The organism is Bradyrhizobium canariense, from assembly GCF_019402665.1.
Taxonomy (GTDB): Bacteria; Pseudomonadota; Alphaproteobacteria; order Rhizobiales; family Xanthobacteraceae; genus Bradyrhizobium; species Bradyrhizobium canariense.
This window is the reverse complement of record NZ_VSST01000070.1, coordinates 16,435-31,227: the sequence shown is the minus strand read 5'-3', so window position 1 is coordinate 31,227 and position 14,793 is coordinate 16,435. Positions and strand designations below refer to the sequence as shown.

Below are 14,793 nucleotides of genomic sequence, written 5' to 3'. Positions count from 1 at the left end.
ACATCGATCGGAATCCGCACACCTGCATCTGCAGCCATTATCTGCAACACCGAAGCGTTGGAGCAACAGTTTCCCGGCGCTTTGACCAGTGCGCGATTCTTAATTTGCGTCGTGTGCGCGACTCAGACCTGCTCTCCGTGGGAAGCAGACAGGCGGCGGGGGAATGATTGTACGCGCGGGGGCCATTGTTACGTTGCTGCTGCCCCTGGGCTCCGAAGCCTTCGCTTCGCGTCACTACAGACCCACATCGCGGTATCATGCAGCGAGGTCAGATACTACGTCCCGAAATATTCGGCACCGGTGGCCGAGATGTACGCTCGTAATCAACGCGCTACCGACGCACAAATCGAATGGGCCCGACGTTGCGTGGCTTCGAACGAGGCCGCCGAAACAGGGCCGCGCCGGTACGAATGAGCATGACCGGTGATCGCCTGGACATGCTGCATATTCTTAGACGCTAAATCCGTGGCGTAACTCAAGTGACACCAAAAATAGAGCCGCATTCGCGCGGCTCCTCCTCTTACTGCGGGTCGGCTTCGTCGCCCTCAGCTTCGTCCCGCTCGGCTTCTCCGTCGTCCTCTTCTTCTTCGACATTGTAGCCGAAATCGACTTCTCTGAAATCGATTCGAGAGGCGGCGCATCGTCCTCCAACTCGGTTCCGCATCTTTCGCAGCGCTGAACGAAGAGCCAGGAGTGTTCTTCGCTAATGCGAGAGTGACGGCATTCGGGACACCAGAGAAGGTCGCTCATGGCAGTCCTCTTTTGTCCGATCCTTCAAGGTCGACCTTACTCATTGGTTCACCAGTTGGAGCTCGCTCCCTTTCTTCTTGCGCGTCGCGCGGGGTTTCTTGAGTGCCGCAGTCTCCTGAGTGATCTGCTCCTTCAGCGTTTTAAGCTCGTTATCTATCGATGTTTTTTCAGCGACGAGTTCAGTTATGCGCTTTAGCCTGTCCACTATAGTTCTCCTATGTGCAGGGTTTTTCCACGCATTGGTACCAAGGCTGTTCGAAGACCCAGCCTTTATCGACGGGCTGCAGTGTGTTGCCCGTGATCGTCGGAAACGTTTCGAATGCAAAGTGGTTGAGAAAGCGCAGCGCGATCGACGGCAGCAGCTCCATCATGCTTTCGCAGAGAGAAGCAAGCTGGAGTATGCAGATTGGCGCCGGGCGCCGCAAAAAACCGAGCTCAAGTCGGAATGACGCTGAGGTGGACGCGCAGCTGAGCCCAAGCGAAGCTCCGCGGACCAGAAAGATAGCGGTTCAAGTTTCAGAACAGCATTTTGCTGACCGCCCGGGAATGCGCGAGAGCGTCGTCGCCCAGGCGGCTCTTGAGCGCTTCCTGGATCGGGCCGCCTATGGCTGCTTTTGTTTACGCGGCCATCGATCGGAATGAGCAGGTGCTCAACTTCTGCATTTCGGGTGGGCTTTCCTCGTCCAGTACGCGACGGGGTGAATTCTCGAGCAATGGCCGCAAAGGAAGGAAACTATCCCTCAATCCCCCTTGGCTCAAAAAGTTACATTGGAAATGTCAGATCGCACTCAAGCGCAAGTCGACGGGCCAAAGCAGGTCAGTTCACGTCGTGATCCCGAGCGCCGAAATGGTCATCCTGGAAGCCGATCAGGACGTGGAGTGGTGAACTCGACCTTGCGCTGCCTGACTTCCCGCCTCATCGGATAACAGGCGCGTCAAGAACCTCCGACCGACCGATTGCCTGAGAAGCTCCAAGCAACTGGTCGGATATGCGACATGCGTCGCAAGCTCGACAGGAATGATACAAAAAATGCGTAATTTCAATGAGCGCTGGCTGGCATGCGACTTGCTATTTTCTCCGCAGAGCCAGGTAAAGCGAATTTGAGCAATGACCAGTCTGACTGAGAGCGCAAGTCAAGTCGGTGCGGCGAACCTGCTGAGCGTCGGTTCGCGGGCCCCCTCGATCAAAGTGGAGAACTGGCTACGCGGCCAGCCCGTTAGAAAGTTCGAACGTGGGAAAGTATATATCCTCGAATTTTGGGCGACGTGGTGCGGACCATGTATCGCCTCGATGCCAAATCTGGTGGTCCTGCAAGACAAATACAGGAACAACGGAGTTGAGGTGGTGGGCATCGCTGCTCACGAACAAGCTTCGACGGAAAATGAAGCGCGAGCCAGCTTGGACGCCTGGTTGACAAAAAGCTTGTCAAATCTGAACTACGCGATCGCATTCGACTACGCCGGCGAAATGAACAAGCTTTGGCTGGATCCAAGCTTTTCTGTCGGGATTCCCACGTCATTCGTCGTTGACCGTGACGGCCACATCGCCTTTATTGGCCATCCGACGCAGCTCGATCATGCCTTGCCCAAAGTTCTGAACGGATCCTGGGCAATGAGCGACGAAGCCAAAGCGCTGGATGCGGAAAGGATAAACACGGGCCGACGCAGAAAGCGTGAACTATCGCAGAAGAGAGCTCTGGTGGAGCCAATCTTTGCCAGACTTGAGCCCGCCATGAAGAGAAAGGATTGGCCGACAGCCCTTTCAGCTATCGAGGAGGCCCTCGCCGCGATGCCGGACGAGGTCACCTTCCGTGGGCTTCACGCGGAATTGTTGCTTCACAAGATACGCGACCTGGGGGCTGGCCTGCCGGTGCTGCGCCAATTAGTTCGCGACGCGATCGAGAAGAAGTCCGTGGTTTGGATGAGCGTCGCGATCCGCCAACTGTTCGACCCCGCGAAAGACTACTCCGATTTTCCACATGCGGAGCGCTTTGCCATGGGCAAGGAGCTCTCCGAACACATCCTGGCGGCGAATCCGCCCCGCGGCAGCGACGGCGCGAAGTTCCTGTCGTACGGGGCGGTCGCTCAGTACTATTACGAGACCGGTAAGAGGGACCGCGCGATCGAATTGGTCGAGGTGGCGCTGAGATGGCTGGATGCAGCGCCTGCCTCGGATCTAGCGAAACGGGACGTCGTGCAGTGCTCTCTCCAGGCGTTGGCGAGCTACAGGAGTGAGAAGCTCTCTTACGAGGAGTGCTGTTCAGCCCCGCAAAACACGGCTCTCGAAAAACCGGAACCGAGATCGCCAAGGGAGGCAGCGTGAGCAATGCTGCTTGGCATGTCTTTTCGGCCTCGTGGTTTTGCGATCGAAATCGAAGCCTCTTGGGAATGTCCGGGCATTCACATGAAGTGAGGACAGGAGCCGCGAGCCGGTGAACGCAGGCGAGGCCGCACCACCATAAGTTCTTTATGGCGAATGTTTCCTCAAGTTTGGTCGCGCTCCGACGCGATAGCGGCGAGAGTGCCTGCTGAAGTGAAGATGGTTGGCGGCTGCTAAGATTGACGTCCTAGAAGATGCTGGATGGCATCTTCGAACAACTAAAAAGATAGAAATGGGTGGTGACGCTGATGCTTTCTAGCTCTCAAGGAAGCTTTCTCAAGTTTCTATCGCTGCTGTTGGATGCGGTTCAGGACTTCGTTCCGCTTGGACGGCAAGCCGATTCGGGAGAGGCGCCAGTCCGTGGCTCTGGACTGTGCTGTTCGGAGCCGTCAGATTCCCCTGCGCCCTCCGGTGAAGGAACACTGAGCGAAGCTGTACCTTCAATGAGCCTCTTTGCGAGCACGGCGCCGGGTCGAGCATGATGTACAATCAGCGCCAGCGCCGCTCTGCCAAAGCCGCCGCCCTGTTCCGGAAATCTGGGCCCTGGTACAAAGTGCTTTACGTCCAGGTACTCATAGCGATCCTGATTGGCATTCTCGTTGGCTGGCTATGGCCCGCTGTGGGGACGAGTAGCTGGGTCAAAGCGCTTGGTGATGGGTTCATCAAGCTGATCAAGATGGTGATCGCGCCGATCATCTTCTGCACTGTTGTCTCCGGAATTTCGCATGTTCAGGATGCACGAAAGGTCGGCCGAGTCGGCGTCAAAGCGCTACTTTACTTCGAGATCGTATCAACCTTCGCGCTCATCCTGGGTCTTGTGATGGGCAATCTCGCTCAGGTCGGTCATGGGCTCGCTCCCAAGGGGGATGCCGCGGCCGTAGCCAACTACGTCAAGACGGCGGAAGCGCAGAAGACGGTCGAGTTCCTCCTCAATATCATTCCGGATAGTGTAGTTGGCGCCTTGGCCCGAGGTGACGTGCTCCAGGTGCTACTGTTTGCCATCCTATTCGGGTTCTCGCTGATGGCGCTTGGGGAGGGGGGTGAGCGGATGCGCGGTCTGGTTGACGATGCTGCGCAAGCGGTGTTTGGAGTCATCAGGATCGTAATGAAGGCAGCGCCAATCGGGGCGTTCGGCGCCATGGCCTACACTATCGGCGAATTCGGACCGTCCGCGCTCGGTAAACTCCTCGGATTGGTTGCCCTGTTTTATGTGACAGCCGGGCTCTTCGTGATCATTGTGCTTGGCCTGATCGCGCGCTTGGTAGGCTTTTCTATTCTAAAGTTCATCGGGTATATCAAGGATGAGCTGCTGATCGTGCTCGGAACATCGTCGTCCGAAAGCGCGCTGCCGCAGTTGATGGAAAAACTGGAACGGCTCGGCTGTTCGAAGGCGGTCGTTGGCCTGGTGGTGCCGACAGGATACTCGTTCAATTTGGATGGGACGAACATTTACATGACGTTGGCGACCTTGTTCATCGCGCAAGCGCTCGGGGTCGATCTCAATTTCGGCCAGCAGCTCACGATACTCATTGTGGCGATGCTCACCTCGAAAGGCGCAAGCGGTGTTACCGGTGCCGGCTTTGTCACCCTGGCCGCGACCTTGACTGTGGTCAGTCCTGAACTTGTCCCTGGCATTGCGATCGTATTCTCGATCGATAAGTTCATGAGCGAGGTGCGTGCGCTTACCAACATCATCGGGAACGGTATTGCCGCGGTGTTTGTGTCCTGGTGGGAAGGCGAACTCGATAATGTTTCGCTCCACGCGCAGTTAAATAAATGTGCGAGCTCAGCCTAGATCGCTGACGAATGCCGCGGGCCAACAAAGTCGTATCGTTCAATTCTGACTGGTAGCAGGCGACCATCCGGTGGAGACATTTGTTTTATTCGAAAGTGCCACACAGACCAATGGTTCCCCTTAAGCGTTCGATTTCGAAAGCGAGCCGGCTCGACCGTTCCCTTATAAGCATCATTTAGATCACGCATGATCTAGGCGTAGTAGCCAGGATCGCCCGATCGGGTGATGGTCATGCATGGCGAACCCATCGTAGACTAAAACCCGAGGATCAGGCAGCGGGAGAACCCTGTGGCGAAGGTCACAGTCCATCAGTTTACGAACTGCGACATCTGGCATTCGCCGTTCCCGAGACGAGCATGAGGCCATCATGCAAGTGATTGCGGAGGGTGACCGCGATACGGCAGCGCGGCGGATGCGCGCCCATATGCTGAACGCGGCTGCGGCACTCAGGCGCTATATCGATGATCGCTTTGGTAAACAGTACAGCGGCGATGCGCCTGAGAACATTTGACAAGTTACGGCAGGAGCTGGAGCATTTTGCGGCTAACAAAGAGCTCATTAGGAACTTACTTTGGATCGCCAAAGCGGAATTGGAGCGCCCTCTCTCTTGAATAGGAGGCTGGTGGTTCGAGCCCACCCAACTCTCTAAGACGCCGAGCTTGGGGCGGACGCGGCCTGCAGAGGGATTCAAGGACCGCTGCCGAGGCGTCGCGCGAGCAACGCCGGTCATCAAATGATGAGCTGCTGCGAACCCTGATCTTATCGAGGACGCCGCAAACGGAGCCGCGGCATTCAGAGAAAAGCGTGCGCCGATCCGGCTGAACGCCTGATCAACAAATCGAAAACGGGATCGATAGTCGACCATTCGGAGTGCGATCGCCATTGGGCACGATGAGGCGCTTGACCAGCGGTCGGCCTGTTGAACCTGAGGAATCGTTATCCTTGGGACGGGTGCTCACGAGAATGGAAGAAACCGCTCTTCGACCTTCGGGCGCCGGGAATTCAGGGCAAACCCCAGACCCGATAGCTAAAAACAGCCGGATCAACCGCACAGCGACTTGGAAGTGGTTGCTTTGGGCAGTGCATCGCTGGCAGAATGGCTTTGTTGTTTGGTGTGGGTTGCGGTTGTGAATTTCCAAGCGTCCATAATGAAGGTGCTTGCCAGCTGCCCGAACGGGTTGGCTAGGCTTCCGGACATTAAGCGCGACCTCGCATTTCTCGCGACCTGCGGCTCGGATTGGGCGGAGTATAGCAAGCGCCTTGGTGCCGCGTTTCCTTCGCTGGACATCTTCTCGCTCGGTTTCGTGCAGCGATATTCGTTCGGCTGGCGGTTGACCGCGAAGGGTGCGATTGCGCTTGAGATGATGGAAGAGAGCGCCAGAGCCACGGTGCGGGATATCGAATCGACGGGGGAAGCGACCGCGCCGGACTCCGTCCGAGTAGATCCATCACCATCAGACGTAGAGGAAGTTGGCGGGCAGAGCGAGCAACCGGCGTCACCGGCGGATCGGCGCGCCCGGTTTACCGTGGTCGAGGGTGGCCAAAGCAAAGCCGCGTAGCAGCTCCTGTCGGTCCGCAACGTGCGCTTTACACGCTGCTTTGGGGCACAATGGAGCGGCCCGCAGTTTCCGCAACGACTTGGAAATGCGCTTCGATGGTGCGAGCTCAGCGTCGTCCGAAAGCCAATCGCGGCGAGCAGAGCGCGGTTTTTGTTGGCGGGCGGGCGAGGCTTTCACAACCGCTTGGCCGCTAACCCATTTCTTTGATTCCGCCTTTCCCACTGCATAGACCTTGACTTACACCGTAAATCGCACGCGTGGCCCCGATCGCGAGTGTGAAGCAGCCTTGCGAGGCCACTCTAGCAGGCGGAGCCGTCAGGACCTTTCCGTCGAGCGGCTGCCCCGTCGGTCGCGGCGGCGGTATTCATCCAGCATCGCCGAGAACAGCCGTGTCGCCACCAGCTTCGCTGGCTGCTGCAAATACATCACGCGGCCGGCTCCAAGTGGCGGGTCCAACCACCTGCAGCGATCAGGAAAGCGCGGGCCGCTTGGCTCTCGCTCTCTGTCTCAGACGCGAAATCCTTTGTTGCCGCCGCAAAACGGCGGGCGGTTCGGCAAATCCGCTGACAAATTGCGCTCTTGCGCTGAAACAGCAGTAATTATGCGGTCAATTTGAAGGACAATCTCGGTTCAGCCAACGTACTTGGCAGCAATTAGCGCTCTCAAGTTCGAGGCGGTTATGTAAAGTCATTTGCCTTCACCGCAGCGGGGATTCACTCTGCTCAATTCGATATCTCTGCATTCAGCTAAAGGCCGATCTTGTCGGCGCGGACTCAAGCTGGTTACCCGCTGCTGACGGACTGTGTCTCTGTAGAAGCCCTCGCTCTGAGCCGAAGTATTTTTGTCTAATTTCTTAAATGGCTATTGAAGCTGTTGTTGAACAGCGTGAGCGTATGAACTGGGATAAGCGGAAGGCGAGGCGTGTTCAATTTGAACATGAGCACAGAGCCACTCTCTTGGGGGCTGATGGAACATGGTGGCGCGATTGCGTATTCATCGATGTTTCTGAAACTGGCGCGAGACTGCGAATAAGTGGGCCGACGGATGTCCTGCAATCGCGTCGGTTTTTCCTATTGCTGTCCACGACGGGGCTGGCATTCCGGCGTTGCGAACTGGTTCGACTGAACGGGCAGGAAGTTGCGCTGCGGTTTGTGACAAGGTGGACTGTTGGGGGGCCCCCGGCCCTCCGGGGGACGTTTCCAACGCCAGGGTCAGACTAAGCGAAGGAATCAATATTCCGACGTGTCGCGCCATCGCGATCGATCAGCGGGTTTACCCCAACGAGGCTCGGTGGCCCGTTGCGCCCTCGCACTGGGTAGGCGGGCGCCCGCGGCGGGTTCGCGCTGCCGATCGCGTGTTTTCATGCCTTAGGAGGACATGCTTTCACGTGTTCATGAGCTGCGACAGGTCCGGAGAGAGTCAATCGGCCTGCAAATTTTGCAGGCCGAATGCTGGCCGCCATCATCATCCCGTCTCGGTGCAATATTGCCCGCATCAGGCATTCGGCCGGCTGCCACATCGAAGGATCTCAGAGATCGGAGATCAGGGCCCACTTAAAGGCGATCGCTGAGTATCTGGCCGGGAGCGACGTTCGCTTCCCGAATGCCATTATTCTCGCGATCACGGCGGACGCGAAAGGGTGGTGAATTGGCGTACTACACCGCGGTTCGGATCCCGCAGGCGATCGACAAGCACAAGCTTGACAAGGCCCGCAAGGGTGACCGCAATCAGGAGAACCTGCTTCGGCTGGAAACGCGCGTTGGAGGTGTTCGCAAATTCGACTGTCGAAGAATGAAGATCGATTCCGCTGTGGCGCAAGAAGCCGATGCGCGATTTCGCAATATCTCTGCGACATTAGATCCCGCGAAAGCGTTAGGTCGATCCGCTACAATCGACCCGAGAGTTCGAGAAAGCCGGCGCTGAAGGACATGAGAGGAGGTCCGGCAAGCTACGCGATGGCCTGAATGGAATCGGAGAAAACGCTTGCTGGCCGGTCCAAGCCGTAGTGATCGCGCAGCGTTTTGCCTGCGTAGTCGTGCCGGAATAGACCGCGCTTGCGCAGGATCGGCACGACCTGCTCGGCGAAGATGTCGAATCCACCGGTAGACAAGGCGGCATGACGTTGAAACCATCGGCCGCGCCGTTCTCGAACCAGGTTTGGATGTTATCGGCGATCTTTTCCGGCGGACCAGCAATCACCCAATGACCGCGCGCACCGGCCACTCGTTGCACCAGTTGACGAAGGGTCGGCTTCTCGCGATCGACGATATCGATCACCAGCTTGAAGCGGCTGGCGACGCCGTGCGCGCTGCCGGTATCGATCAAATGACGGGGAAAGGGATCGTCGAGGTCAAACCCTGAAAGGTCGAGACCGAGCATCTGACGCAGCTGGGTCAGCGAATATTCTGGTTGGATCAGGTCGTTGAATTCTTCCTGCAATCGGTCGGCCTCGAGCTGCGTGCTGCCGATGAAAGGACTGATGCCGGGCAGGATCTTGATCTGATCCGGGCTGCGATCGAAGGCGCGAGCCTGGCGCTTGATGTCGGCGTAAAAAATCCTGGGCACTCGCCAGTGTCTGATGCGCGGCGAAGATCGCCTCGGCGAAACGTGCTGCACGTCCATCGTCGGACGACCCTGCCTGGAGATAGACCGGCCGTCCCTGGGGCGTCCTCGAGATGTTCAGCGGCCCACGTACACGAAAATGCTTTCCAACGTGGTTGATAGCGTGGATCTTGCCGGTGTCGGCAAACACTCCAGAGATGGGATCGTTGATGAGGGCGTCGTCCTCCCAGCTGTCCCAAGGGCGTGTGATCACGTCGAGATACTCCCGCGCCCGCTCGTAGCGCTCGTGATGCGGAGGATGCTCGGGCAGACCAAAGTTCTGCGCTGCCTGCGGCGAGCTCGTCGTCACGATGTTCCAACCGGATCGGCCACCGCTGATATGATCGAGCGAGGCGAACAGTCTCGCCAGGTTGTACGGCTCGGTGTAGGTCGTCGACGCCGTCGCGATCAAGCCGATCCGACTGGTAGCCGATGCGATCGCCGTGAGCAGGGTGATCGGCTCGAGCCGAAACCGCTGGGCATAACGGACATTGTCGCCAGCGCCGGGCCATCGCAAAGACCGCGTCGAATTTTTGTGCGCCTCGGCGCGCTGCGCCAGCTCCTGATAGTAGGTGACGTCGAGAATACGGTCGGATGCTGAATCCCTGTGACGCCAGGCAGCGTCATGATGACCGTCAGGATAGATGAAGAAATTGAGAGAAAGCTGCCTTCGTTCGCTCATGTCTGGGATCCGCATGTTGAGAGCTGTAGCAAGCGAAACTCTACGTCTGCATCCGGTTTGGGATCGATGTTGTGGCTCCGGCCGTGTGCGGGAGCATGTTGCGGCCGAATAGGGCCCACAGCCTGAGATGACCTGATTTATCTCCGCCGTCGCTCTTGCGACCGGCGATCGGCGGAGCTTTGCCTTGGGGATCGCATCGCGAGAAACGATCATGAGCAACACGACAACCATCGACAACGTCATTCCGCGCGCGGACATCGTGAAGCGTGCGGCGCGGCTCGGCGCGCTATCGGGCGATCTCTCGAACGAGACCGTCCGTGCCATCAACCAGGTGCTGCTCGAGCATAAGGTCATCTTCTTTCGTAACCAGGAACATCTCGACGATGCCGAGCAGGAGCGCTTTGCCATCAGCCTGGCGAGCTGGTCCCCCATCCGACGGTCGGGGCGATCAAGGGGATGTCGTCGATCCCGGAGCTGGATTCCGCTCGAGGCGCTGGCCGCGCGGACCAATGGCATACCGATGTCACATTCGTCGATGCCTATCCCAAGATCCCGGTGCTGCGCGGGGTGTTGATCCCGCCCTATGGCGGCGACACGCTGTGGTCGAACACGGCGGCAGCCTATCTCGACCTGCCGGCACCGTTGCGCAAGCTCGCCGACGAGCTCTGGGCAGTTCACAGCAATGCGTACGACTACGCCGTGAAGACGCAGGCAACCGAAGCGGATAGGAAGCACTTCGACGAGGTGTTCACCGGAACGATCTACGAAGCCGAGCATCCGGTGGTGCGTGTCCATCCCGAGACCGGCGAACGGACCCTCGTGCTCGGCAATTTCGTCCAGCGTTTCATTGGGCTGCCGAAGTATGATGGCCAGAAGCTGTTCGAGCTGTTTCAGTCGCACATCACGGCGCCGGAAAACACCGTACGCTGGAACTGGGAGGCCGGCGACGTTGCGATCTGGGACAATCGCGCCACGCAACATTACGCGGTCAACGACTATGGCGACCAGCACCGCGTTGTGCGCCGCGTCAACATCGATGGCGATGTACCGCTCAGCGTCGATGGTCGCCGCAGCGTGATGCGCGTCAAGACATCCAAGCCCCAGACCGCCAAAGCCGCTTGATCCGGATTCGCTCAGGAGAGTTCGCAATGATGAACGCTATACTTCGATTGCTTCGCGCAAGGCGCGCCCGGTTGGGACGTGCCACCCGCATGACGTTGCGGGTTTTGTTGGCCGGCGCCGTGGCGCTCGGCCTCACGGCCCCGGCATTCGCCGAGCCGCCGCTCGAGAAGACCGAGATCCGGTACCAGGGATCGGCCGGGCAGGTGACGTTTATCGAGCTGGCCGAGGACCTTGGTTATCTCGCGCCGCTCAAGCTCAAATGGGTCGGCAATACCATCAGCGGGCCGCAAGACATCCAGACCGTCGTCACCGGCGATATCGACATCGGCGGCGCGTTCTATGGGGCGATCCTCAAGCTGATCGCGGCGAAGGCCCCGGTCAAGGCGGTGGTCGGCTATTACGGCTCCGATGCCAATACCTATTATGGCTCCTTCGTGAAGGACGACAGCCCGATCAAGACCGCGCGCGACCTGATTGGCAAGAAGGTGGCGGTCAACACGCTGGGCGCACATTTGGAATTCGTATTGCGCGAGTACCTGGCTAGGTCCGGCATCAGCGCGAGCGAGGCCAAGCAGGTCACCCTGGTGGCGATCCCACCGGTGAGCAGCGAGCAAGCGTTGCGCCAGGGCCAGGTCGAGGTGAGTGCGCTAAGCGGCGTCTTGCGCGACAAAGCCCTCGAGCGTGGAGGCATCCGCTCGCTTTTCAATGACACCGATCTGTTCGGCCAGTTCACCGGCGGTGCCTACGTGCTGCGAGACAAATTCATCGAGGATAATCCCAATGCCTCGCGCAAGCTGGTGGAGGGGATTTCGCGGGCCATCGAATGGGCCCAGACCACACCGCCGGAAGAGGTCCGGGCCCGGTTCGACAAGATCATCGCCGAGCGCAAGCGCAACGAGGATGCCTCCTCGATCAAATACTGGAAGAGCACCGGCGTTGTGACCAAGGGCGGCCTGATCTCGGATAGCGAGATCCAGATGTGGATCGACTGGCTGGTGAAGGACGGCCTGTTCAAGCCGGGCCAGGTCAAGGCTTCCGACACCTACACCAATGCGTTCAACTATTTCCGTCCTGGAAGGACGGCGGAGGCCCGATGACCACTGTGAAGATCCGTTTCGAGCATGTCCGCAAGGAATTCGTCGTGCGCGGCGAGGGCGGCGGACCAGGCCGTCACTTCACCGCTCTGGAGGACATCACGCTGGATGTTCGCTCCGGCGAATTCCTCGCCCTAGTTGGCCCAAGCGGCTGCGGGAAATCCACCTTGCTCGATCTGCTGGGCGGGCTCACGCTGCCGACCAGCGGCCGTATTCTGCTCGATGGGCGGCCGATTGCAGGACCCGGTCGCGACCGCGGCATCGTCTTCCAGCAGTATGCGCTGTTTCCTTGGCGCACCGCCGAACAGAATGTCGAGTTCGGGCTTGATATCGCCGGGCTCAAGGCCAAGCAGCGGCTCGACGTCGCGCGGCATTTCCTCGACCTGGTCGGGTTGTCCGGCTTTGTCGACCGCTATCCGCATGAACTCTCCGGCGGCATGAAGCAGCGTGTCGCGATCGCGCGAAGCCTCGCCTAGATCCCGAGGTGCTGCTGATGGACGAGCCGTTCGCCGCGCTCGACGCCCAGACGCGCGAGACGCTGCAGGGCGAGCTGCTGCGGATCTGGCGTGCCACCGGAAAAACCATCGTTTTCATCACCCATGGCATCGGCGAGGCGATCGTGCTCGGCCAGCGGGTGGCAGTGATGACGTCGCGCCCGGGCCGGATCAAGCAGGTGTTCGACATTCCAGATGTCGTTTGCGGCGCCGTTACGTCCGAAAAATGCTATAATTTCTAAAGGCTATGTCGAAGGCGCTTCAATTGTACGGTCGGGGTAAGCCCTGGGTAAAAACATTTCATTGAGTTTCGAAGGTATGCTGTGGGGAATATCTGATATTCTAAAAGACAGGAAGCCACTACCCTTTCATGTGTGCAGGACGCTCACCAACCTCCGGCGCAGGAAGGGTGAGGGGAGGAGCCATTTTCAAAGGCACTTCTTTTTCCCGAAGGCACGCAGTTTCGCGCCACATACAGAGGTCGAACTTGCACTGCTCAATAGGATGATGTCTGGTTCAGCGACGACGGAGCGGTTCGCAGCACATCTAGGCCCGGTAGATATTACGAATGGCGAACTGCGTGCCAAGTGTCATGTGCGGAGAGTCGCACACGCGGATTTGGTCGGCTACCGTTACTTGCGTCCGAACTGCGCTATTTCTGCAGGCACGCCTCGATTGCTTCCGCGATCGTCTCCGTATGGGTGGGCTGAATGCGGCCATTGCGCAATCGCCAGACGGTGTGAGCCGGTCGAGCCGGACTTCTTGCTGAATTCACCTGTCGACGCGATGGTCCATTCGCCCCTCGTAATGAGCCGGATGACGAGAAGGAGGCCGTCCTCTATGGGCTCGATGTCGAAAAGCTTTCTGCCCGCGTCTTCGGTGATCAGATGATCGCCTTTAGTATCGAGCGCGAAGACGACCTTGTCGAGCCAGACCAGGAAGTCAGGAGAGAAGGTCCGTGTGTTGCCGCGGTCGAGGAGCGGGATTGAAAAGCCGCCTTGCGAAGGATTACGGCACCAGACACGCTTGTACGTTCAGCTTCACTGGGCTCGAAATCGTGTCATCAGCAGAAACGATGACGAACAGAGTATATGTACGCGCGCTGGCATATGTTCGAAGAGAAGCACGAAGCCGTGTTAGCAATCGAGACTGCGCTACTGCCCATGTTCGGGTGAAAGCCGGGAACAGCCGAAGCTTCAGCCTGCACGCCATGAAGCTGTCAAACTGTTCGGGCACGCAAGCACACAGGCTCGCACCACTGCGCGCGCCTGCTTTCTTTCCCGCCCACGCTCGCCTAGGCAATGCAGCATGCACGAAAGCGTCCACTGCGATCACTGCGACGAAGAGTTCGCGCCAGAAGAGTTGACCGTCATTGACCCACCGGCCGGGAACGGCGAGTCTATCTGCGTTCGGTGCATCGAAATCATGCTCCGTCGAGCCGTCTCGAAGCTACCGCTTGAATATCGGTGAAGCCATCTACTATCTTTGAAAGGGTGATTGCACCCCGCGCGGCGGAATGCCAGCGCCCTGTAGAGCCTTTCGGCCAGCCTCGAATATCTCCTGCTCTTTCGGGTCAGCACGATCAAACCAAGACCCGGGAGCATGCGTCGCGATGCGCTTCGCAAAGAACGATTGCGGCTCCCAATCTTGCCCTTCGCGTTTCTCGAAAACGATGATTCCATCACGGGTGAAATAGGCAGGCCCCGGAATCTTACATTCGACTGAAATCTGAACGCGCCACAGGTCACCCTTCGCGGTCTGCTTCTCATCTAACTTCGGCAAGTAGTCCACCCCAACCGGATCGCCGATTGCGCAACGGCCTTGCCGCAGTAGGTCGCCAAGCTTGCCTTGGGCAGTAGCCACGAAGTTGAAGTTAGCGAGATCATGCAGAAAGCGAAGGTTCACGCCCTTTTCGTCGTTTGTTGCTTCGTCAGCGATGAGCGAAAGCGCGAATGCCTGCCAGCCCAGTTCCATCGGCTTAGCGTACGGCGGCCCTAGCGTCATTTTGCCGTCCGATGCAACATCCCAACCGATAGTATATTCGTCGTCCGTCTTATCTTGGCGGTGTTTGACCCACGAAAAGAAAACCGGTTCGCTCGTGTCAGTCTTTTGACCGACCTCCCATCCCCTCGGAACGAAGTGCGCTACCTTCGAGACCTTGGCGAAGATTTGTTCGGCGGTCTCGCCGCTTTGCGCTCGCCAACTTGACTTCACCTTATCAATGAGGGCGTTGTCGTCTGCACGAGCGTTGACAATCATCAACGCTAGAACAGCAAGAATTAAGATGAACTGCGGCACTAATTCTTCTCCCCGAAA

General features: G+C 58.3%; 14 protein-coding genes and 2 pseudogenes. 11 read left to right on the top strand and 5 right to left on the bottom strand.

What is annotated here, in order from left to right:
* Positions 1 to 790: 790 nt before the first annotated feature.
* The gene (locus FXB41_RS32550; protein WP_204513370.1) at positions 791 to 955 is read right to left on the bottom strand and encodes a hypothetical protein; all 165 of its coding nucleotides are present in this window, start codon (positions 953 to 955) and stop codon (positions 791 to 793) included.
* Between the two features lie 10 nt (positions 956 to 965).
* On the bottom strand, positions 966 to 1,121 hold the full coding sequence (locus tag FXB41_RS32545; protein ID WP_204513371.1) for a hypothetical protein: 156 nt from the start codon (positions 1,119 to 1,121) through the stop codon (positions 966 to 968).
* A 233-nt stretch (positions 1,122 to 1,354) separates the two neighbouring features.
* Between FXB41_RS32545 and FXB41_RS32540 the strand changes: the two genes are divergently transcribed.
* The 7 genes from FXB41_RS32540 to FXB41_RS32510 all read left to right on the top strand — a co-directional run bounded on the left by FXB41_RS32540 (position 1,355) and on the right by FXB41_RS32510 (position 8,407).
* Positions 1,355 to 1,636, top strand: coding sequence for a hypothetical protein (locus FXB41_RS32540; RefSeq protein WP_204513372.1), 282 nt, complete (start codon positions 1,355 to 1,357; stop codon positions 1,634 to 1,636).
* A 222-nt stretch (positions 1,637 to 1,858) separates the two neighbouring features.
* On the top strand, positions 1,859 to 3,073 hold the full coding sequence (locus FXB41_RS32535; protein WP_219684666.1) for a TlpA disulfide reductase family protein: 1,215 nt from the start codon (positions 1,859 to 1,861) through the stop codon (positions 3,071 to 3,073).
* A 538-nt stretch (positions 3,074 to 3,611) separates the two neighbouring features.
* Positions 3,612 to 4,925: a C4-dicarboxylate transporter DctA gene (gene dctA / locus FXB41_RS32530; RefSeq protein ID WP_219684672.1), complete on the top strand. Its 1,314-nt coding sequence runs from the start codon at positions 3,612 to 3,614 to the stop codon at positions 4,923 to 4,925.
* Positions 4,926 to 5,211: 286 nt separating this feature from the next.
* Complete coding sequence (locus tag FXB41_RS32525; RefSeq protein WP_283843483.1) at positions 5,212 to 5,436, top strand: FCD domain-containing protein; 225 nt, start codon at positions 5,212 to 5,214, stop codon at positions 5,434 to 5,436.
* Between the two features lie 637 nt (positions 5,437 to 6,073).
* The gene (locus tag FXB41_RS32520) at positions 6,074 to 6,484 is read left to right on the top strand and encodes a hypothetical protein (protein WP_219684665.1); all 411 of its coding nucleotides are present in this window, start codon (positions 6,074 to 6,076) and stop codon (positions 6,482 to 6,484) included.
* Between the two features lie 857 nt (positions 6,485 to 7,341).
* Entirely contained in the window at positions 7,342 to 7,704 is a 363-nt protein-coding gene (locus tag FXB41_RS32515; protein WP_311985934.1) for a PilZ domain-containing protein, read from the top strand.
* A 427-nt stretch (positions 7,705 to 8,131) separates the two neighbouring features.
* Complete coding sequence (locus FXB41_RS32510; RefSeq protein WP_219684664.1) at positions 8,132 to 8,407, top strand: hypothetical protein; 276 nt, start codon at positions 8,132 to 8,134, stop codon at positions 8,405 to 8,407.
* Between the two features lie 25 nt (positions 8,408 to 8,432).
* Here FXB41_RS32510 and FXB41_RS41605 read toward each other — a convergent pair whose 3' ends face one another.
* Positions 8,433 to 8,594 (bottom strand): hypothetical protein, encoded by a 162-nt coding sequence (locus FXB41_RS41605; protein WP_283843482.1) that lies wholly within the window; start codon positions 8,592 to 8,594, stop codon positions 8,433 to 8,435.
* A gap of 92 nt (positions 8,595 to 8,686) precedes the next feature.
* Here FXB41_RS41605 and FXB41_RS41600 point away from each other — a divergent pair, with 92 nt between their 5' ends.
* The gene (locus tag FXB41_RS41600; protein WP_283843481.1) at positions 8,687 to 8,845 is read left to right on the top strand and encodes a hypothetical protein; all 159 of its coding nucleotides are present in this window, start codon (positions 8,687 to 8,689) and stop codon (positions 8,843 to 8,845) included.
* Here the strand turns inward: FXB41_RS41600 and FXB41_RS32505 are convergent.
* Positions 8,835 to 9,767 carry an NtaA/DmoA family FMN-dependent monooxygenase gene (locus FXB41_RS32505; protein ID WP_283843480.1) on the bottom strand — a complete coding sequence of 311 codons (933 nt, stop codon included), beginning with the start codon at positions 9,765 to 9,767 and terminating at the stop codon, positions 8,835 to 8,837. The genes FXB41_RS41600 and FXB41_RS32505 overlap by 11 nt on opposite strands.
* Positions 9,768 to 9,978: 211 nt before the next feature.
* On the opposite strand from FXB41_RS32505, the pseudogene FXB41_RS32500 reads away from it, so the two are divergent.
* The 3 genes and pseudogenes from FXB41_RS32500 to FXB41_RS32490 all read left to right on the top strand — a co-directional run.
* Positions 9,979 to 10,889, top strand: a pseudogene (locus FXB41_RS32500) (TauD/TfdA dioxygenase family protein).
* Between the two features lie 89 nt (positions 10,890 to 10,978).
* Positions 10,979 to 11,986, top strand: a complete 1,008-nt coding sequence (locus tag FXB41_RS32495; protein ID WP_246649402.1) for an ABC transporter substrate-binding protein — start codon at positions 10,979 to 10,981, stop codon at positions 11,984 to 11,986.
* Positions 11,983 to 12,671: pseudogene (locus FXB41_RS32490) on the top strand (ABC transporter ATP-binding protein); the annotation flags it as partial. The gene FXB41_RS32495 and the pseudogene FXB41_RS32490, both read left to right, overlap by 4 nt.
* A 1,285-nt stretch (positions 12,672 to 13,956) precedes the next feature.
* Here the strand turns inward: FXB41_RS32490 and FXB41_RS32485 are convergent.
* A complete protein-coding gene (locus tag FXB41_RS32485; RefSeq protein WP_311985933.1) occupies positions 13,957 to 14,775 on the bottom strand; it encodes a nodulate formation efficiency C protein in 819 nt (272 codons plus the stop codon).
* Positions 14,776 to 14,793: the final 18 nt, after the last annotated feature.